The sequence below is a fragment of the Nitrobacter hamburgensis X14 genome, from assembly GCF_000013885.1.
In the GTDB taxonomy this organism is placed as follows: domain Bacteria; phylum Pseudomonadota; class Alphaproteobacteria; order Rhizobiales; family Xanthobacteraceae; genus Nitrobacter; species Nitrobacter hamburgensis.
Genome location: NC_007964.1, coordinates 12,470 through 31,562, shown reverse-complemented (window position 1 = coordinate 31,562; position 19,093 = coordinate 12,470). Strand labels below are relative to the sequence as shown.

General features: G+C 64.8%; 17 protein-coding genes and 1 pseudogene. 1 reads left to right on the top strand and 17 read right to left on the bottom strand.

Annotated elements, in window-relative coordinates; translation table 11 throughout:
- Positions 1-66: 66 nt before the first annotated feature.
- The 12 genes from nusA to tsaB form a co-directional block, all read right to left on the bottom strand.
- Complete coding sequence (gene nusA, locus NHAM_RS00140) at positions 67-1,677, bottom strand: transcription termination factor NusA (RefSeq protein WP_011508638.1); 1,611 nt, start codon at positions 1,675-1,677, stop codon at positions 67-69.
- Between the two features lie 3 nt (positions 1,678-1,680).
- Positions 1,681-2,472 (bottom strand): ribosome maturation factor RimP, encoded by a 792-nt coding sequence (gene rimP / locus NHAM_RS00135; RefSeq protein ID WP_011508637.1) that lies wholly within the window; start codon positions 2,470-2,472, stop codon positions 1,681-1,683.
- A gap of 328 nt (positions 2,473-2,800) precedes the next feature.
- Positions 2,801-3,568 (bottom strand): tRNA (guanosine(46)-N7)-methyltransferase TrmB, encoded by a 768-nt coding sequence (gene trmB / locus NHAM_RS00130; RefSeq protein WP_011508636.1) that lies wholly within the window; start codon positions 3,566-3,568, stop codon positions 2,801-2,803.
- A 37-nt stretch (positions 3,569-3,605) separates the two neighbouring features.
- On the bottom strand, positions 3,606-4,025 hold the full coding sequence (locus NHAM_RS00125) for a helix-turn-helix domain-containing protein (RefSeq protein ID WP_011508635.1): 420 nt from the start codon (positions 4,023-4,025) through the stop codon (positions 3,606-3,608).
- A gap of 198 nt (positions 4,026-4,223) precedes the next feature.
- The gene (gene lnt / locus NHAM_RS00120; protein ID WP_041358533.1) at positions 4,224-5,843 is read right to left on the bottom strand and encodes an apolipoprotein N-acyltransferase; all 1,620 of its coding nucleotides are present in this window, start codon (positions 5,841-5,843) and stop codon (positions 4,224-4,226) included.
- 2 nt (positions 5,844-5,845) lie between these two features.
- On the bottom strand, positions 5,846-6,970 hold the full coding sequence (locus NHAM_RS00115; RefSeq protein ID WP_011508633.1) for a hemolysin family protein: 1,125 nt from the start codon (positions 6,968-6,970) through the stop codon (positions 5,846-5,848).
- Positions 6,971-7,480: an rRNA maturation RNase YbeY gene (gene ybeY, locus NHAM_RS00110; RefSeq protein WP_041358531.1), complete on the bottom strand. Its 510-nt coding sequence runs from the start codon at positions 7,478-7,480 to the stop codon at positions 6,971-6,973.
- Between the two features lie 64 nt (positions 7,481-7,544).
- Positions 7,545-8,594: a PhoH family protein gene (locus NHAM_RS00105; RefSeq protein ID WP_011508631.1), complete on the bottom strand. Its 1,050-nt coding sequence runs from the start codon at positions 8,592-8,594 to the stop codon at positions 7,545-7,547.
- Positions 8,595-8,598: 4 nt separating this feature from the next.
- Positions 8,599-10,020 (bottom strand): tRNA (N6-isopentenyl adenosine(37)-C2)-methylthiotransferase MiaB, encoded by a 1,422-nt coding sequence (gene miaB / locus NHAM_RS00100; protein WP_011508630.1) that lies wholly within the window; start codon positions 10,018-10,020, stop codon positions 8,599-8,601.
- 182 nt (positions 10,021-10,202) lie between these two features.
- Positions 10,203-10,652: a Fur family transcriptional regulator gene (locus tag NHAM_RS00095; protein WP_011508629.1), complete on the bottom strand. Its 450-nt coding sequence runs from the start codon at positions 10,650-10,652 to the stop codon at positions 10,203-10,205.
- Between the two features lie 156 nt (positions 10,653-10,808).
- Positions 10,809-11,291 carry a GNAT family N-acetyltransferase gene (locus NHAM_RS00090; protein WP_011508628.1) on the bottom strand — a complete coding sequence of 161 codons (483 nt, stop codon included), beginning with the start codon at positions 11,289-11,291 and terminating at the stop codon, positions 10,809-10,811.
- Positions 11,288-11,986: a tRNA (adenosine(37)-N6)-threonylcarbamoyltransferase complex dimerization subunit type 1 TsaB gene (tsaB, locus tag NHAM_RS00085; protein WP_011508627.1), complete on the bottom strand. Its 699-nt coding sequence runs from the start codon at positions 11,984-11,986 to the stop codon at positions 11,288-11,290. Before tsaB ends, NHAM_RS00090 begins: the two co-directional genes overlap by 4 nt.
- Before the next feature lie 303 nt (positions 11,987-12,289).
- On the opposite strand from tsaB, the gene NHAM_RS00080 reads away from it, so the two are divergent.
- Positions 12,290-13,420 (top strand): DUF2778 domain-containing protein, encoded by a 1,131-nt coding sequence (locus tag NHAM_RS00080; protein WP_011508626.1) that lies wholly within the window; start codon positions 12,290-12,292, stop codon positions 13,418-13,420.
- Between the two features lie 29 nt (positions 13,421-13,449).
- Here NHAM_RS00080 and NHAM_RS00075 read toward each other — a convergent pair whose 3' ends face one another.
- The 5 genes and pseudogenes from NHAM_RS00075 to murJ all read right to left on the bottom strand — a co-directional run bounded on the left by NHAM_RS00075 (position 13,450) and on the right by murJ (position 19,022).
- Complete coding sequence (locus NHAM_RS00075) at positions 13,450-14,025, bottom strand: NifU family protein (RefSeq protein ID WP_011508625.1); 576 nt, start codon at positions 14,023-14,025, stop codon at positions 13,450-13,452.
- Between the two features lie 178 nt (positions 14,026-14,203).
- A complete protein-coding gene (locus tag NHAM_RS00070; RefSeq protein WP_011508624.1) occupies positions 14,204-14,698 on the bottom strand; it encodes a universal stress protein in 495 nt (164 codons plus the stop codon).
- A gap of 243 nt (positions 14,699-14,941) precedes the next feature.
- Positions 14,942-16,052: pseudogene (locus NHAM_RS00065) on the bottom strand (IS5-like element ISNha7 family transposase).
- 271 nt (positions 16,053-16,323) lie between these two features.
- Positions 16,324-17,367, bottom strand: coding sequence for a tryptophan--tRNA ligase (gene trpS / locus NHAM_RS00060; RefSeq protein ID WP_011508621.1), 1,044 nt, complete (start codon positions 17,365-17,367; stop codon positions 16,324-16,326).
- A 95-nt stretch (positions 17,368-17,462) separates the two neighbouring features.
- Positions 17,463-19,022 (bottom strand): murein biosynthesis integral membrane protein MurJ, encoded by a 1,560-nt coding sequence (murJ, locus tag NHAM_RS00055; protein ID WP_041357499.1) that lies wholly within the window; start codon positions 19,020-19,022, stop codon positions 17,463-17,465.
- Positions 19,023-19,093 lie beyond the last annotated feature (71 nt).

Here is a 19,093-nt window from a genome sequence, read left to right as displayed (position 1 = left end):
ATTCTCCTTGTCATTGGCGCGAGGTCTTCGCGCCAAGCCGATGTCTTCTTTCGCGGAACACGGGCCTCAAGCCGGCTGATCTTCGGCGGCGGGGGCTTCCTCCGCCGATTTCGCAAGGTCGGCTTCGGTGATCCAGCCGGCGATCAGGCGCGCCTGCATGATAATGGCCTCGGCGTCCTCGCGCGAGACCTCGATGCCGTCGAGATAGCCGGCGTGCTTGACCGCTTCGCCGTCCTTGCGCTCGGTCCAACCGACCAGATCGTCGGTGGCGCAGCCGGCCAGATCCTCGACGGTCCTGACCTCGTTCTCGCCGAGTTTCACCAGCATCTTCGAGGTCACGCCGGGCACCGTCTTCAGGGCATCGTCCACGCCAAGCTCCTTGCGCCTGTTGTCCAGTTCGGCCTCGAGCTGCTCCAGATATTCGCGGGCGCGGCTCTGCAGCTCGTTTGCGGTTTCGTCGTCGAATCCCTCGATGCCGGCGAGTTCCCGCGTTTCGACCAGCGTCAGCTCTTCAACCGACATAAACCCTTCCGACGCCAGCAACTGGCCCACGACCTCGTCGACGTTGAGCGCTTCCATGAACATGCGGGTCGCGTTCTCGAAGTCGGCCTGGCGCCGCTCCGATTCCTCCTGCTCGGTCAGGATGTCGATGTCCCAGCCGGTCAGTTGCGAGGCGAGGCGCACGTTCTGTCCGCGCCGTCCGATCGCCAGCGACAACTGGTTGTTGGTGTCGGGGACCACGACCTCGATCCGCTCACGGTCCTCGTCGATCACGACCTTCGCGACTTCCGCCGGCGCCAGCGCGTTGACGACGAACGTCGCGATGTCCGGCGACCACGGTATGATGTCGATCTTCTCGCCCTGCAGTTCGTTGACGACCGCCTGAACCCGCGAGCCGCGCATGCCGACACAGGCGCCAACGGGATCGACCGAGGAATCCCGGGAAATCACGCCGATCTTCGCGCGAGAACCGGGATCGCGCGCCACCGCCTTGATCTCGACAATGCCGTCGTAGATTTCCGGCACTTCCTGCGTGAACAGCTTCACCATGAATTGCGGATGGGTGCGCGACAGGAAGATCTGCGGACCGCGGGTTTCGCGCCGCACGTCGAAAATATAGGCGCGGACGCGGTCGCCGTTGCGGAACACCTCGCGCGGCAGCATCTCGTCGCGCCGCACCACGGCCTCGCCGCGGCCGAGGTCGACGATGACGCTGCCATATTCGACACGCTTGACGATGCCGTTGACGATGTCGCCGATGCGGTCCTTGAATTCCTGATACTGCCGGTCGCGCTCGGCCTCGCGCACCTTCTGCACGATCACCTGTTTGGCGGACTGCGCGGCGATGCGGCCATATTCCAGCGGCGGCAGCGTGTCGGCGATGGTGTCGCCGATCTGTGCGCCCGGGTTGGCCCTCTGGGCGTCCTTCAGCGAGATCTGGTTCGCGGCATTCTCGATCTCATCGACCACCAGCATGTGGCGGGTGAGCTGGAGCTGCCCGGTCTTCGGGTGAATCTCCGCATGAACATCGGTCTCGCTGCCGTAGCGCGCCCGCGCCGCCTTGGCGATGGCGTCCTCCATCGCGGCGATCACGATGCCGCGGTCGATGGACTTTTCCCGCGCCACCGCATCTGCAATCTGCAGCAGTTCGAGTTTATTGGCGCTGACAGCGGCCATGACTTATTCTCCTTCGATGGGATCGATCTCGCCGCGCCGCAGTCTTTCCGCGGCCAGACGATGTTCCTTGGTGTTCTTCGGCGGCTTCTTCTCGTGGGCTTTCGCCGTGCTCTTGAGTTTCGGTTTCGGCGCGTTACGCCTCGCCGGGCTCCTGGCCGGATCGTTTTTCGCGTGCGGCGGAGGCGGGGGCAGAATGCCGAGATCCCGCTTCATCTCGCGTTCCGCGATCTTGCCCCGCCGCATCGATTCCGCAATCAACTCGTCGGTCAGAACCAGCCGGGCGTCGGCGATATCCTCCATGACCAGCAGGACCTCGCTTTCGTCGACATTTTGCACGTCGTCCCGATGCAGGCGTATCGCGTTGTCCTTGACGCCCTGAAGGATGCCGCGGAACCGCTTGCGGCCCTGGTGAGCGACGGCCATCTCGACCTTCACGAGGTGGCCGGCGTGGCGTTCGAAGTCGGACCGGCGCACCAGCGGCCGGTCGATGCCGGGCGAGGAGATTTCCAGCCGATAGGCCTTGTCGATCGGATCGGCGACATCGAGCACCGGCGACAGGGCCTTCGAGATCGCCTCGCAATCCTCTATCTGCATCGATCCGTCAGGCCGCTCGGCCATGATCTGGACCGTGCAGCCGTATTCGCCCGACACCTTGATGCGGACCAGGCGGTATCCCATGCCTTGCAGGACCGGGGCGACGACCGACGAGACGCGCGCGGCGACGCCGGGCTCGACCACCAGACGCGGCTCGTCGAGCAGCTCATGGTCGGGGATCTGGTCAACGGGATCGGTCATATCCAGGGTCAAGGATCGGTCTGCAAGGGTTGGCCCGACTGTCGCGGGCTGTGCCGGACCATGTTGTCGTCCGGTCGGCGGTTGCTGACTGAAAGGAACCTGGATGCGCCGCGGCGCATGAGGTCCGTTCAGGTAATAAAAAAGAGCGGGTCCCGACGGGCCCCACTCTCGATACGTGGTCGTATGAGAAAAGTTACCACCGATATAGCCGTTTTCGCGCTCCTCGGCAAGGCCCGGCGAAGCCATGAGGGGCGGATTTCGTCGCTGCAGCCGCGGCGTCGGGGGTTGCCGCGATGCGAAGAGGCGGCGGGCACCGGTCTGAAAGAGGTCAGGCCTGTGCGGCGTCGCTTTCGCGTCGAAACCGCAGATACGCGGCGCGGCGGCCTTCGCGCTCGGCTTTGCGGCCGTAGCGCGTCATGGTGTAGTCCGGCCACGGATTGTGCCAGTCGGTGGCGCGTTCGGCGAGCCAAAGGAAACCCGGCGATCGCGCCAGATGCGACAGCGTCCATGCGCAGTAGTCGGCGATATCGCTGACGAAGCGGAATTCGCCGCCGGGCCGAAGCACGCGCGCCATCTCCGCAACCGTCGCGTCCTGAACGAAACGGCGCTTCCAGTGACGGCGCTTGGGCCACGGGTCGGGATGGATCAGGTCGATCCGCGCCAGCGATGCGCGCGGCAGCCACGCCAGCAGCTCCGATGCATCGCCGGCGAGCAGGCGGATGTTGCCGATATCGTGCGCCTCGATCTGAGAGAGGATCTTGGCCATGCCGTTGACGTAGGGTTCGCAGCCGATGAAGCCGGTGCGCGGAAACGCCAGCGCCTCGGCGACAAGATGCTCGCCGCCGCCGAAGCCGATCTCGATACGCATCTCCTTAACCGGCCGGCCGAACAGCGTAGCCGGGTCCGATGGTCCGCTCGCGCCGGGATCGAGGCTGAGACGCGGCAGCAGATGCTCGATCAGCCCGTTCTGGTGCGGCCGCAGCTTGTGTCCCTTGCGGCGCCCGAAAAATGAGCCTTGACCGGACTCGCAGCGAGGCGATGCGGTGTCATCGGCAGAAGAGCGAGGGTTGTGAGGATCGGAAGCGGCAGCCGTCATCGCAACGTTCGGTGGTGGCGGGTGCAAGGGCCGACGCCTAGCGCCGGTCGGGCGGTTCGCGGGCCGCGATCTGCTCGACCAGGTCGACGATGCTGCGGCGGAGTTTCGCGTCGGTGATCCGCGTGAATGCGCGGGTTAGCGCGAGACCTTCGGAGGTCGCGAGAAAGTCGGAGACGTAGGCAGGGGATGGCGCCTCGCTCAGACCGCCGGCCACGGCGATGCCTGTGCCTGGGCTGCCCTCGAACAGAAACGAGACCGGAACCTGCAGGATGTCGGAAATCTGCTGGATGCGGCTCGCGCCGACGCGATTAGTGCCCTTCTCGTACTTCTGAACCTGCTGGAATGTCAGCCCCAGAGCCTCGCCGAGCTTTTCCTGGCTCATGCCCAGCATGATGCGGCGCATGCGCACACGGCTGCCGACATGCTTGTCAACAGGATTGGGCGCCTTGGTCGACATCTCGTTGGTCTCCTCGGATGGGGCCACGATCCATGAGATACGTTCCCCGTGCCATTATCGTCAAACTCAGCTCGATCACGTAATAAAGTTCGTATTCAATATCGGGCGGTTTCAACCCCCCACATTATACCAGTCGTGCAAATAGTTACACGAATTATATCGATCGTGCGAAAGCGCGCATCAAGTTTCCATCGGCGTCTATACGCGTCGTCGCTCGTGCTCGCGCCGCCGTCGAATCACCACCACAAGCGCGATGGTCACCATGATTGCGGCGGGAATATCCCCCGCGCGGGCGTAGGGCGTCGGCGCAATCGCAACGGGCAGGCGGGAATCCAGCACGCCTTCGACGCCGAGATCGAGCTGTGCAACAATACGCCCTACGGGATCGGTGACCACCGAAATACCGGTGTTCGCCGCGCGCACAAGGGGTAGTCCTTCCTCGATCGCCCGCATCCGCGCCTGCTGAAGGTGCTGATGGGGCCCGGTGCTGATCCCGAACCAGCCGTCGTTGGTGAGGTTGACGATCCAGCCGGGCCGGCCGCCGCGGGATTCGATGTCGCCCGGGAAGATCGCCTCATAGCAGATCAGCGGGAGCACGCTCGGCGCGTTCGGAAGTGCGATGGTCCGCCGCCCCGTCCCCGGAATGAAGCCGCCCTGAACCTTGGTGAGCTGAACGAAGCCGAGCTTTTCCATCAGGCCTTGGAACGGCAAAAATTCGCCGAACGGCACCAGGTGGAGCTTGTCGTAAGTTGAAAGGATAGTTCCGTCGTCGTCGATGACATAGATCGAGTTGTAGGCCCGGGTGATCCTGACGCCCGGCGGCAGGTCGGGCGCGCGCACCGCGCCGGTAATCAGGATCGTGCCCTTCGGCAAGAGGTCGGCGATCTCGGCCATGGCGTCGGCTTCGCGGGTGAGAAAAAACGGGAACGCCGATTCCGGCCAGATCAGGATGGTGGCGCTGCTGACGCCGGTCGAATGCGGTCCGGTGGCGCGGTCGGAGAGCGTCAGATATTTGTGCATCACCGCCGCCTTGGCGGAATAGTTGAAGCGAACGTCCTGCGCCAGATTGGGCTGCATGATGCGCAGTTTGACGTTGTCTGTGAACTCCGTCGGATGACGCGACAGCCTGACCGCGCCGTAGACACCCATGGCGAGGAGCAGACTGACGGCGGTGACCGGGGCGATCCATGGTCTTTGGCTGCGGCTGCGTCCGTCGATCAGCACGGCGGGGCTTGCGAAGATCGCGACGCTGAGGAATGTCAGACCCCACAGTCCGATCAGCGACGCGGTTTGCGCCAGCGCCAGCGGTTCGGTCAGCGCATAGCCGAATGCATTCCACGGGAATCCCGTCAGGACATGCCCGCGCAGCCATTCGCCGACCGTGAGCGCCACGGCGAGCGCGAGAATGCGCGAGGCGTCCCGGGTCCAGATCAAGCGCGCCAGGGCGAAACCGAGCGCCGTAAAGAGTGCGAGATAGGCCGGCAGGCCGATGACGGCGAACGGCATCAGCCATGCGAAGGTCTGGGCATCGACCAGAAAGGCGTTGCCGATCCAGTACAGCCCCGGAACGAAATAGCCGAAGCCGAACAGCCATCCCGCCAGCGCCGCGGCCGGCACGCCGCCGATGCGCCCAGCGCCGGCGCCGTCGATCAGCCAGATCGCGATCGGAAAGGTGACGAACAGCAACGGCCAGGCATTGAACGGTTCCATCGCAAGCGAAGACGCAGCGCCGGCGAGAAGCGCAATGACGGCGCGCTTCCAGCCCCATGACAGCGTGACGGCAAGGCCCGTGGTCCGGGCGCTGCCTGCAAGGCTCAGGCTCACGGGGTTTCGCCTCCATCGTCCGGCAATGACGGAGAGGCCGGGTCGCCTTGCGGTTGCGAGGGCGCATCCGGCGCGGCCTCGCGCCGCCGCCCGTCGCGCGGGCGGACGGCGGGCCGCTCCTTGCGCAACCCGATCCGCAGCCGCTTGACGCGGCGCGGGTCGGCATCGAGCACTTCGATCTCGAACGGGCCCGGTCCTGAAATGACCTCGCCCCGCACCGGCAGGCGGCCGACATGGGTGACGAGAAAGCCGCCGAGCGTATCGACGTCCTCGCCCGCTTCACCGATCACGAACTCGTCGCCGATCATGGCGCGGACGTCCTCCAGGCTGGCGCGCGCATCGGCGATGAAGGAATGGTCGGCCTGGCGCACGATGGAGGGCGGCTCGTCGCCGTCGTGCTCGTCGTCGATTTCGCCGACGATCTGCTCGACGATGTCCTCGAGCGACACCAGGCCGTCGGTGCCGCCATATTCATCGACCACGAGCGCCAGATGGATGCGCGTCGCCTGCATCTGCGCCAGCAGGTCGATCGCCGGCATCGACGGCGGCACGTAGAGCAGCTTGCGGGTGATGTTGGCTTCGCACAGCGGCAGCGCCAGATCGATCGCGCGCAGGTCGAGGCCGGCCGGCGGCGCCTTTTTGCGCTTCGCTTTTGACGGCATCGCGGTGCGCGCCCTCGCGGCCATGAACGCGAGCAGGTCGCGGATATGAACGATGCCTTCGGGATCGTCGAGGTTTTCGTGGTAGACGACGAGACGGGAATGCGCCGCGCTCTCGAACAGGTTGATCAGCTCGCCGAGCGGGATGTCGCGCTTGACCGCGACGATATCGGCGCGGTGGACCATGACATCGGCGATGCGTCGTTCGTGCAGGTTGAGGATATTGCGCAGCATGGCGCGCTCGACGGCGGTGAAGCTGGTCTCGTCCGGCGTCGAGGCGTCGAGCACCACCTGAAGGTCGGCGCGGACCGATCCCGCCTTCCATCCGAACAGCGAGCGGATCGCCCGCATCAGCCAGCGCTCGGAGGCCGGGCGCAACACCTCGCCGTTGTGGACCGGCACCGGCAGGTTGCGGTTGTCCTGCGGCGGCCTGATATCGCTGGGTTCTTCCTCCGGAGACACTCAGGCCATCCGTTCTTGCGGCGCATAGGGGTCGGGTATGCCGAGCCGCGCCAGAATTTTGCGCTCGAGGTTTTCCATTTCCCCGGCCTCTTCATCGGTTTCGTGGTCGTAACCGATCAGATGCAGAAACCCGTGGATGGTCAGATGACTCAGGTGGTGATCGAACGGCTTGTGCTCGTCGCAGGCCTCGCGGCGCAGGGTTTCATAGGCGATCGCGATGTCCCCGAGCATGCGCGGCGCATCGTCGGGCGACGGTGCGCCGGTCGGCTGCAACGCCGGGAACGATAGCACATTGGTTGGCTTGTCGATGCCGCGCCAGTTGGCGTTGAGCGTGCGGATGCCGGCGTCGTCGGTCAGCATGATCGCGAGTTCGGCGTCGCCGGTGTCGGTATCGACCATCCCGGCGGCGGTCTCGACGGCGCGATGAATGATCGCCTCGGCACCCGCCTCCGCCCGCCAGCATTCGGCGACCACGAGAACTTCGGTTGCAGGTAAAGCAGGGTAGATCATCGTTCCGGAATTTCTTTCGCCGGCAGCGCCGCGTCGCGGCGGCCGGTCGTTTTCGACATCCATGTCATGGCTTGCCGGCTGCCGGCCGCGGCGGCAATCCTTCATAGGCGGCGACAATCCGCGCCACCAGTTCATGACGGATCACGTCCCCGGCCGTGAATTTCACCTGAGCCACGCCCTCGACGCCATCGAGCAGCCGCGTCGCTTCCGCCAGTCCCGACGTCTGGCCGTTCGGCAGATCGACCTGCGAGGGGTCGCCGGTGACGATCATGCGGCTGTTTTCGCCCAGTCGCGTCAGGAACATCTTCATCTGCATCGAGGTGGTGTTCTGCGCCTCGTCGAGGATGATCGCGGCGTTGGTCAGGGTGCGGCCGCGCATGAAGGCGAGTGGCGCGATCTCGATTTCGCCGCTTTGCAGCGCGCGTTCGACGATGCGGGAGTCCATCAGGTCATACAGCGCATCATAGATCGGCCGCAGATAGGGATCGACCTTTTCGCGCAGATCCCCCGGCAGGAAGCCGAGCCGCTCGCCGGCCTCGACCGCGGGCCGCGTCAGGATGATGCGATCGACTTCCTTGCGCTCGAACAGTTGCGCGGCCTGGGCCACCGCGAGCCAGGTCTTGCCGGTGCCGGCGGGGCCGATGCCGAAGACCAGTTCATGGCGTTTCAGGGCGCGGATATAGAGGTCCTGCGCGGCGGTGCGCGCGCGCACCGGACGCTTGCGCAGGTTGATGGCCTCAAATGTCGAGCGCGGCGCCTTGGCGTCGTATTCGAACAGCGAGCCTTGTGCGATCACGGCGCGAATCGCGCCCTCGACCTCGCCCTGCGAGAGATCATGGCCCTGCGCCGCCTGGGTATAGAGCGTTTCCAGCACGCGCCGTCCCGCGTCGCAGCCGTCGCGTGATCCGGCGATGGTGATGTGGTTGCCGCGCGAATCGACGACCACTCCGAGCCGCCGTTCGAGTTGCGCGAGATTCTGTCCGTAAGGGCCGACCAGCGCTGACACCGCGCGATTGTCGTCGAAATCGATGACGACTTGCGTTTCGGGCGGGGCTTGCATGTCGAGTTTCCGACTGGGGGCGAGTGAAGGCGAATCCGATGCGCTCTTGGGCAAGGGTTCAGACTCCCATGATCGCCGGAGACGACGCGCCCACCGGCGGAGCATCGTCGGCAGACGCACGCGATGCCGGCGCTGACGCCAGCGAGCCGAGCAGGCTGTAGCGCTCGAGGCTTGCGACCGTCACAGGCAGGATCTGTCCGATAATGTCCGCTGAGGCCACGACATGCGCGGGTTGCAGATAGGCGGTGCGTCCGACGATCTGTCCGGGATTGCGCGCGGCGCGTTCGAACAGCACATCAACCGTCGTGCCAACCGCAGCCCTGTTGAAGGCGGATTGCTGGCTGTCGATCAGGTTCTGAAGCCGCACCAGTCGCTCGTCCATGTCGGCCGTTGACACCGTCTCCTTCATCTCCGCCGCTGGCGTTCCGGGCCGCGGCGAATACTTGAACGAATAGGCGCCAGCGTATCCGATTTGCGTGACAAGCGCGAGGGTCGCGGTAAAATCTTGCTCGGTTTCGCCCGGGAAGCCGACGATAAAGTCCGATGAGAACGCGATATCCTGCCGGACGTGGCGAAACCGGTCGACAACGCGGCGGTAGTCATCAGCGGTATGTCTGCGATTCATGGCCTCGAGGATGCGGTCGGAGCCGGACTGCACCGGCAGATGCACGAACGGCATCAGCGCGCCGAGATCGCGGTGCGCCTCGATCAGCGAGTCCTCGACGTCGCGGGGATGGCTGGTCGAGTAGCGCAGCCGGACGATCCCCGGAATGTCGGCGAGGCGATGCAGCAGCTTGCCGAACGGCCAGGGCCGTCCGTCCGGGCCGTCGCCATGATAGGCGTTGACGTTCTGTCCGATCAGGGTGATCTCGCGCACGCCATTGTCGGCGAGGCGCTGCACGTCCTCGACGATCTTCGCCACCGGACGCGACACCTCGGCGCCGCGCGTATAGGGCACGACGCAGAAGGTGCAGAACTTGTCGCAGCCTTCCTGCACCGTCACGAATGCGGAGATGCCGCGGGCGCGTATCGCCTGCCGTGATGGCTGCGGCAGGAAGCCGAACTTGTCCTCGACCGGAAATTCGGTCTCGAGCGCGCGGCCGTCGGCCTTGGCGCGCGCCAGAAGTTGCGGCAGATGATGATAGCTTTGCGGGCCGACCACCACATCGACCACCGGCGCGCGGCGAATGATCTCGTCGCCTTCGGCCTGCGCGACGCAGCCGGCGACGACAACGCTCATCTCGCGGCCGTCGCGTGCCGCCTGGTCCTTGGCGGCGCGCAGCCTGCCGAGTTCGGAATAGACCTTCTCGGACGCCTTCTCGCGGATGTGGCAGGTGTTGAGAATGACGAGATCCGCCTCCTCGGCGCTCGCGGTCTCGACGAAACCTTCCGCCGCCAGCGTATCCACCATGCGCTGGGCGTCGTAGACGTTCATCTGGCAACCGTAGGACTTGATATGCAGCTTGCGCGGCGGCGTCATGGAACCTGGCTCGGTGGATGGGACGCGCCATCGGCGCTTAGTTCACTTATAGGCGGGGGCACGGAAAATCCAGCATCCGGCCAGCCGTCCCGGCGCGGGCACAGCCTCTGGTCCGGGGCCGCCTGCCTCTGCGTCAGCACCGCACTGACGAGCAAGCGACTTTGCGGCATGTCGACAGGCGGTCAGGACTTGTCGTCGTCCATCGGGACGCAATAGAGTTCGAGCCGGTGATCGACCAGCCTGTAGCCGAGTTTGCGAGCGATTTCGGCTTGCAGTTTCTCGATTTCATCCGATGTGAATTCGATCACCGTGCCGTCACGCAGGTTGATCAGATGATCGTGGTGACTGTCGCGCATCGTCTCATAGCGCGCGCGACCTTCGCGAAAGTCGTGCCGCTCGATGATGCCGGCGTCCTCGAACAGCTTGACTGTGCGATAGACCGTCGAGATCGAGATCTTGTCATCCACCGCGACGCAGCGGCGATAGAGTTCCTCGACGTCCGGATGATCGGAGGCTTCCGCCAGCACCCGCGCGATAACCCGGCGCTGTTCGGTCATGCGCATTCCGGTGGCGGCGCAACGCGCCTCGATCGTGGTGGATGTCTGCGCAGACGTCGGTTTCAGGGCCGTCATGACGTGTCCGGTTCCGATGGCGCATGATTCGCCGGGTGTAACTCGCTTGGCGTGAAGATAATGCGCGCGAATGACGTTCGGGAGGCCGACCGGACGCAAAACCGATTCGACTTTTGGCCGATCGTCTTCCAGGCTCCTTTTGCCACTGCGCACAGACTACGACAAGTCGCGGCGCATCACCAATGCGTTCAATTCCTGGCCGCCGGCCTCGCGATAATAGCGTTCGCGGCGTCCGGTGACGGCAAAGCCGGCGCGTTCATAGAGGCGCCGGGCCGGCTGATTATTTTCCTCGACTTCGAGAAACACCGTGCGTACGCCGCGCCCGGCGAGGTAGCCGAGGTGCGTGAACAACAGATCGCGCGAGAATCGCTGGCCGCGGTGGCCGGCGTCGATTGCGATCGAGAGGATTTCGGCCTCATCCGCCCCGATGCGCGACACCGCGAAGCCGATCACGGTCGTTCGCAGCCGCAGCCGCTGAACCAGCGTGTTGCGCTCCGCGATCATGAGTTCGAATTCGCCTTCGCCCCATCCGCGGTGAAACGATGCACCGTGAATCGCCGCAAGGCGCGCGGCGTCGTGCGGGCTAGCTGCCTCGACCACGGGCGTTGCGCGCTCCTTGCCTGTGAACCAGGTCATCATGATGCGGCCGGCTTCGCTGTTTTGCGCAGGAGATCGCCGGCCGGCTTGGCGTCGGGCGCGCGCAGGTAGTACGGGCGCGGCGGTGCGGTATCCGGACTGACCGCCGCTCCGAGCCATGCCACCCAGGCGATATCGGGCGCTGCTTGCGGATCGACCGCGACCGGCGGCGGGGCGTGCGCGGGCCAGCGGTCGGCGAGAAGCTTCGCGGCGTTGCCGACCAGATGCGGCGCGCCGAAACGCGATGCGGCGAGGGCCTCCTCGACCGGCGCGACGTGCGGCCGCACCAGCGTCGAGCCGTTGCCGCTCACCGCCTGGAAATAAACGTGGTCGTGGCGGGCATCGATCGCTGAGATCACCGGCGCCTCGCGGTTCTCGCCGACAACCGGCGCGGCATAGGCCATGAGGGTCGTCACGCCGACCGCCGGTTTGTTGGCGGCCAGCGCGATGCCGCGCGCGGCCGACAGTCCGACGCGCAGGCCGGTGAAACTGCCGGGGCCGGTGGTCACGGCGATGCGGTCCAGCGCCGCGAAGGCGATACCGGCGGATTCGACGACGCGGGCAATCAGCGGCATCAGCGCTTCGGCGTGCCCGCGCTTCATCGGCAGCGATTCATGGGCGATAAGCCGGCCGGCTTTGGTGTCCAGCACGCCGGCGGCGCAGGCATCGAGCGCGGTATCGATCGCAAGGACAAGCATCGGGAGCCAGATTAGCACCGTTCCCGGCGGATTACCTGCGGTTCCGGGAGACGAAGCCGGGTTTTAGACACCAGATTGCAGCGAACCCGGCATTTTTCGGTGTGCCTGAGTTCCGCCCAACACTTAATCCGCATTTAACTAAAAGTCGCCTTAATGGCTCCGCAAGTCTGCGACAGGTTCGCCGGAACTTTGGGGTCAGCGAATCAGCCATGCAGTCTTGAATCCGCATTTGCCGGCGGCATGCAGTCCTTCGGGCTGCCGCCTGCAAAGATCGGGCATTGAGCGACTGTGGACGTGGGGCGAATGACGGACGTTACGGGCACGCGTTATTATGATGGGGCGGTTTATTCCGCCGGATCGCCCCGTAAGGCCGTTCCACAAAATATTCTCGGCGCTGCCGCGCTCGGTTGCATCGCGCTTGCCTGCGCCTGGACGCTCTACGCCAACGTTTCCGGCGGAGACCCGGAACTGGTCACGGCATCGCTGCCGCCGGCCACATCCATCCGCTCGGTGGAACCGGCCGATCGCATCGCGGCCGCGTACGAGGCGTTGCGCGAGATGCCCGCGCCGCAAGCCGTACAAGGGACGACCGAAGCCCGCACGGCGGCTGCCGCCAGCATCGACGATCCCGCCGCGCGGGCCCGCACGGCATTGCTCTACGGTCCGCGCTTCCTCGGCCCGCCGCCGGGAACCTTCCGGCTGTCGGCGGAGCCGGCTCAGGCTGCGCGAGAGGTTGCCTCGCTTCCCGCGCAGGCTGGACCGGAGACCCTGCCGCTTCCGCGCGCGCCGCAGCTCGTCGCGGTGGTCGTGCCGATGCCGGCGCCTCGTCCGGCCGAACTGCGTCAGGTGCAGGTTGCTGCCGGTCCATCCCGCCGCGAGGTCGCGCAGGCCAGCGCCGCTGCCGCGCTGGAGCCGGAGCCGAAAAAGCCATCCATCTTCGAGAGGCTGTTCGGCAAACCCGCATCCGGTGGTCTGCAACTCGCGTTCGCTGCGCCCGACGGCGGGGTGACGAGCGAGGGTGAGAGCCTGACGCTCGGTCGCATCCCGCAATACGACCAGTTCACCGCCGTCTACGATATTTCCGCGCGCACGGTCTATCTACCGGACGGCACCAAACTCGAGGCGCATTCGGGGCTCGGCAAAATGATGGACGATCCGCGCTATGCCGACAGGAAAATGCGCGGCGTGACGCCGCCGCACACCTACGAGCTGTCGCTGCGCGAGCGCCCTTTCCACGGCGTCGAAGCGATCCGGCTGAAACCGGTCGGCGGCGAGGACAAGATATACGGGCGCACCGGGCTGCTCGCGCATACCTACATGCTCGGGCCGAACGGTGATTCCAACGGCTGCGTGTCGTTCAGGAACTACAACGCTTTCCTGCGCGCCTACAAGAGCGGCCGGGTCAAGCGGATGGTTGTCGTCGCAAAACTCTGAAACCGGCCTCGCCGCCAGAAAACGCGACGCTACACCGGCCGGACTTCGACCACTTCGGGCACGAAATGTTTCAGCAGGTTCTGGATGCCGTTCCGCAAGGTCACGGTCGATGACGGGCATCCGGAGCACGAACCCTTCATGTTCACATAGACGACGCCATCCTTGAAGCCGCGGAAGGTGATATCGCCGCCGTCATCGGCGACCCCCGGCCGCACCCGCGTTTCGATCAGGTCCTTGATCAAGGTCACGGTCTCGGCGTCTGCTTCGTCGAAGAATTCAACGGCCTCATCTTTGTTGGCCTCGTCATTCCCCGCAGTTTCGCCGTCCGCCAACAGCGGCGCGCCCGACATGTAGTGTTCCATAATCACGCCGAGGATGGCCGGCTTGAGATGCTGCCAGTCGCTGGCGTCCTTCGTCACCGTGATGAAGTCCGAGCCATAGAACACGCCGGTGACGCCGTGCACGGCGAACAGCCTTACGGCGAGCTGCGAGCGGCCGGCCGTGTCGGGGCCGTTGAATTCCATCGTGCCTTTGCCGAGTACGGTGCGGCCCGGAAGGAACTTCAAGGTGGCGGGATTGGGGGTGACTTCGGTCTGAATGAACATCGATCTCTCCGTCGTCGCCGGTTCAAGGCCGGCGCGTAGGTTCCCTTAGCAGATAGCCATCGCAAAAGCACGATCAAGGGCGCGCGGGGCGGCCGTTTTCGGCCGAATGGGATCTAGAGTCTATTACGGTCGTTCCTTGCCTCTCCCCATGGGGGAGGAGTTCTCATCGCCGCAGGCGCTAGGACAGCGCATCGACCTCGTCGTCGGTCAGGCTGCCCGGCACGATCGTCACCGGAATCGGGAAGTTCCCGGCGGTTTTGGCCAGCGTCGTGATGATCGGGCCAGGGCCTTCGGGACCGCCGGCGGCGGCCAGCACCAGCATCGAAATATCGACGTCCTGGACGATGACATCGAGAATCTGTTCGAGCGGATTGCCCTCGCGAATGACGCGTTCCGGCGTGATCGCGGCAATGCCGTTGGCCCGGCCGGCGGCGCGATCGAGCGCGGCGTTGGCGCCTTCATAGGCCTCGGCACGCATCACCTCCGCGACGCCGAGCCATTCCTGATTGCGGTCTTCCGTCTCGATCACCCGCAACATGACGATGCCGCCGCCGACACGGATGGCGCGGCGGCTCGCATAGTAGACCGCGCGGTCCCATTCCGCGCTGTCATCGACGACAACCAGATACTTCGGCTTGTGGCCCGTCTCGTAGCTTCTACGTTGTGCGCTCATGCATGTCCCGCTGCTGAATCACGCCAAACCCCGCTATGCTGCCACGGCGCGGGCGCCCGGGACAAGCGGCTTGGACGTTGACTTTGTGGCCGCAACGATTGTGGCGGGCGTAAGGATTCAGTTCTAGCAGGCTGTTGAAGAAGTTTCCCACGGAGACGGATATGGAATGGAGTCAGCGTGATCTGCGGGCGGCGCCACCATCAGGGTCCTGATCGAGCATCTTGACGGTGCACGACTTGTGTTTCACGCGGCGGCTGCCAGGAGTTTGGGCAAGCGGATCAGGTTGTAGGCCGCCAGCGCCAGGGTGAAGGTGGCGTTGACGCGGTCGCGGCCTCGCAGCTTGATCTTGGCAAGTCCGGCGGAGGCCTTGATCCAGCCGAACACCTCCTCGATGCGCTTGCGACAGCGTTGGCTGACGGCATATCCGGCATGACGGAGAGTCCTCTGGTCGATCGCGGTCTTGCGCGGCTTTCCGGTCTTGCTCAAATGCCCGTCGATGGCGATGTGCGGCGTGACCGAACGCCGTCTTAAGTCCTCGACGAATGCGGTGACGTCATAGGCCTTGTCGGCGCCCAGCGTGATCCGCCGCTCGCTTTGGCCGCGGTGGCAGTCGATCAGCGCCAACGCCTGATCCCGCTCCGCCGTTCCGGTCGCCCGGCTCACGCCACCCAGCACCGCCAGTCCGTTGCGGTTCTCCATCAGGGCATGGCCGATGTAGCAAAGCTTCGCCGGCTGGCCGCCGCCCTTCTTATAGAGCCGTGCCTCGGGATCGGTCGTGCTCTGATGCGTCTCGTTGCAGCGCTTCTCGTTGTGGAAACTGCGCTCGGCGTTGCGTCCCGGTCCATCACTGTCCTGGTCACCGCCGTCCTTGCGCCGGAAGCTCTTGATCGATGCCCACGCCTCGATCAGCGTGCCGTCGACCGAAAAATGCTCGCTTGATAACAGCCGCTTGACCTGGTGCTGCCCCATCAGCGCGTTCAAGAACTTCGCGGCGATCTCACCTTCAAGCAATCGGTCGCGGTTCTTCGAGAAGGTCGAGTGGTCCCCACACCGGGTCGTCCACGCCCAAGCCCACGAACCAGCGCAACAGCAGGTCGAACTCCAGCCGCTCCATCAACTGCCGTTCCGAGCGGATCCCGTAGAATGCCTGCAGCAGCATTGCCCGAAGCAGCTTCTCCGGTGCGATCGAGGGACGGCCGAACGCCGTGTAGAGCTTGTCAAAGTCCCTCGACAGATCATTCAACGCCGCGTTCGCGATCTGTCGGATCGTTCGCAGCGGATGGTCGGAGCGAATCCGAGCCTCCAAGTCCACATAGCTGAACAGCGAGCCTGACCGTTCGTCGCTTCCCCGCATCGCTCCCCCCTCGACGCATCCGCATCAAGAGAATCATGCCCAGAACCGCTGCGCCAGAGACTTCTTCAACAGCCTGCTAGAGCGTTTTCGAGCGAAGTGGATACCGGTTCGCGTGAAGAAAACGCGTCAAATCAAAATCATAGAGCCCGCTTCTGATTCCATCAGAAGCGGAAAGGCTCTGGGCTGTGTAAAACGACAGCCGCGCAAGACGTGGATGGCCGCGGGACAAGCCCGTATGACGCTGCTGGAAAACTGCCTGTGCGAAGACGCTTTATCGTTTGCGGATGAAACCGACGATGTCCTTCACCGCATTCATGGTTTCGGAGGCGATGGCGCGGGCGCGGTCGGCGCCCTCGATCAGAATCCCCTCGACATAGGCCGGATCGTCGGTCAGCCGTTTCATTTCTGCTGCGATCGGCGACAGCTTTGCGACCGCGAGATCGACGAGGTTGGACTTGAAGCCCGAGAACTGCGCGCCGCCGAATTGCGCGAGCACCTCGGGTTTGGGTTTCCCTGACAATGCCGCATAGATGCCGACGAGATTGTCGGCTTCGGGGCGGCTTTCCAGCCCCTTTTCCTCCGACGGCAGCGGCTCCGGGTCGGTCTTGGCTTTGCGGATCTTTTGCGCGATGGTGTCGGCATCGTCGGTGAGGTTGATGCGCGAATAATCCGACGGATCCGACTTCGACATCTTCTTGGTGCCGTCGCGCAGGCTCATCACGCGCGTCGCGGGTCCGGTAATCACGGGCTCCGGCAGCGGAAAGAAACCGTCGCCATGGCCGTTGCCGGCAATTGAAGCGGAAAAGTCGTTGTTGAATTTCTGCGCGATGTCGCGGCTGAGTTCGAGGTGCTGTTTCTGGTCCTCGCCGACCGGAACGTGCGTGGCGCGATAGAGCAGGATGTCCGAGGCCATCAGCACCGGATAATCGTACAGGCCGATCGACGCGTTCTCGCGATCCTTGCCGGCCTTTTCCTTGAACTGGGTCATGCGGTTGAGCCAGCCGAGCCGCGCCACGCAGTTGAACACCCAGGTCAGTTCGGCATGGCCCGCCACCTGACTCTGGTTGAAGATGATGTGCTGCTTCGGATCGATACCGCTGGCGATGAAGGCTGCGGTCACCTCGCGGGTGTTGCGGCGCAATTCATCCGGGCCGCCCCAGACGGCGACGGGAACGGTGATGGCGTGGAGATCGACCACGCAATAGAGGCACTGGTGGTCGGCCTGCAATTTCACGAAATTGACGATGGCGCCGAGATAGTTGCCGAGATGCAGATTGCCGGTCGGCTGAACGCCCGAAAAAACCCGTGTCGTCATCGCTTTAGTTCCTGCCTGCCGCGCGGTCCGTCGAAGCGCTGCGAAACGCGGCGCGATGCCGTCGGCGCGTCGCGTCGTCCATTGCCACGCGCGCGCTAGGTGTGCAAGTCGCTGGAGCGGGATTGCGCCAGCGCGGCTTGCATGTCGCTCCAGACGATCACCCGAAACGCCAGCAAAAGCAGGCCATAGACAGCGATGCCGGCAACGATCAGGACAACGAGCATGGCCGCCTGTAGCAATTCGTGCGCATCCGGCATCGGGGGCAGCAACCGAACGGCAAGCCACAAAAGCCCGCCCATCAACAACGCGGCCAGCACGATGCGCGGCAACCGCCGCCGCGCTTCGGCATCGATGGAAAATCCGAACGTCGCGGCAACGCTGCGGGCCAGGCTCGCGGCATTGCTCCATGCGCCGACCGCCACGGCGACGGCGATACCGCCTATACCGAACAGCCGTCCGAATACGAGTGCGAGAACGATCGCGACCGCAATCCCGGTCAGCGCCGCCAGAAGCGGCGTCATTGTATTGCCGCGCGCGAAGAAGGCCGGAGACAGCGCCTTGATCAGGACATAAGCGGGCAGGCCGAGGCCGAGACAACCAAGCGCCAGCGCCGTGGCTTGAGTGTCCGCCGCGGTAAACGCGCCGTGCTCGAACAGCACCCGCACGATCGGCTCGCTGAGGACGATCAGACCGAACGTCGCGGGCAAGGCGAGGGCCGCCGCCAGTTCAATCCCTCGCGACTCGGCATGGACCAGCGCAAGCCTATCACCCTTGTTGAGGGCGCGGCTCATTTCCGGCACCAGCACGGTGCCGATGGCGACGCCGACCATCCCCAGCGGCAACTCGATCAAGCGATTGGCGAAGTAAAGCCACGCCACGGCCGACGGCGATACGGAGGCGACGATCGCGCCGGCCACGATGAGCAGTTGCGGTCCTGAATTCGCGATCATGCCGGGGACGGCCTTGCGGGCAAAATCCCGCATCCCGGTATCGAACGATAGTCGCAAGGGACTTGCGATGTTGTCGCGGCGACCTGGGATCGAAAGAACCAGCAGTTGCAGCAGGCCCGCGGCGCCCACGGTTGCCGCCATCATCATGGCGGCGGAGTGCGAGTCCTGATGCAACAGAAGCAGCACCGAGATGACGAGAATCAGGGCGACGTTGAACAGCAGCGGCGAGAAGGAGGTGATCGCGAAGCGATGTCGGGCGTTCATCAGGCTCATGATGACGGCCGCCGGACCCGCGAAAGCCAGATAGGGCAGCATCAGCCGCGCATCGGTGACCGCGAGCTGCAGGCTGTCGCGGCCGGCGAAACCCGGCGCCAGCAGCGTCATGAGAAGCGGCATTGCCACGCCGACGATCACGGCTAACGCGATCAGGGTTGCGCTCACGGTCCCGAGCACCGCGCCTGCGAAGGCCGATGCCGCGGCAAGGCCGCTGCCGTCGCGCATGCGCATCCATGCCGGCACCAGCGCCGCATTCAGGGCGCCTTCACTGAGCATCCGGCGGATCACGTTGATGAGCTGAAACGCCATCAGAAAAGCATCGGCGACCGGGCCCGCGCCGAGCAGCGCCGCGGTCAGGGCATCGCGCGCAAATCCGAGCAGACGCGACGCCAGCGTGCCCGAGGAGACGGTGAGGACGGAGCGGATCATGGCAATGTCGGGTGCCGCGCTTGATGGCATGGAGGTGCCGTGATAGGCGGCACCTTCACTGGCCGGGGAGT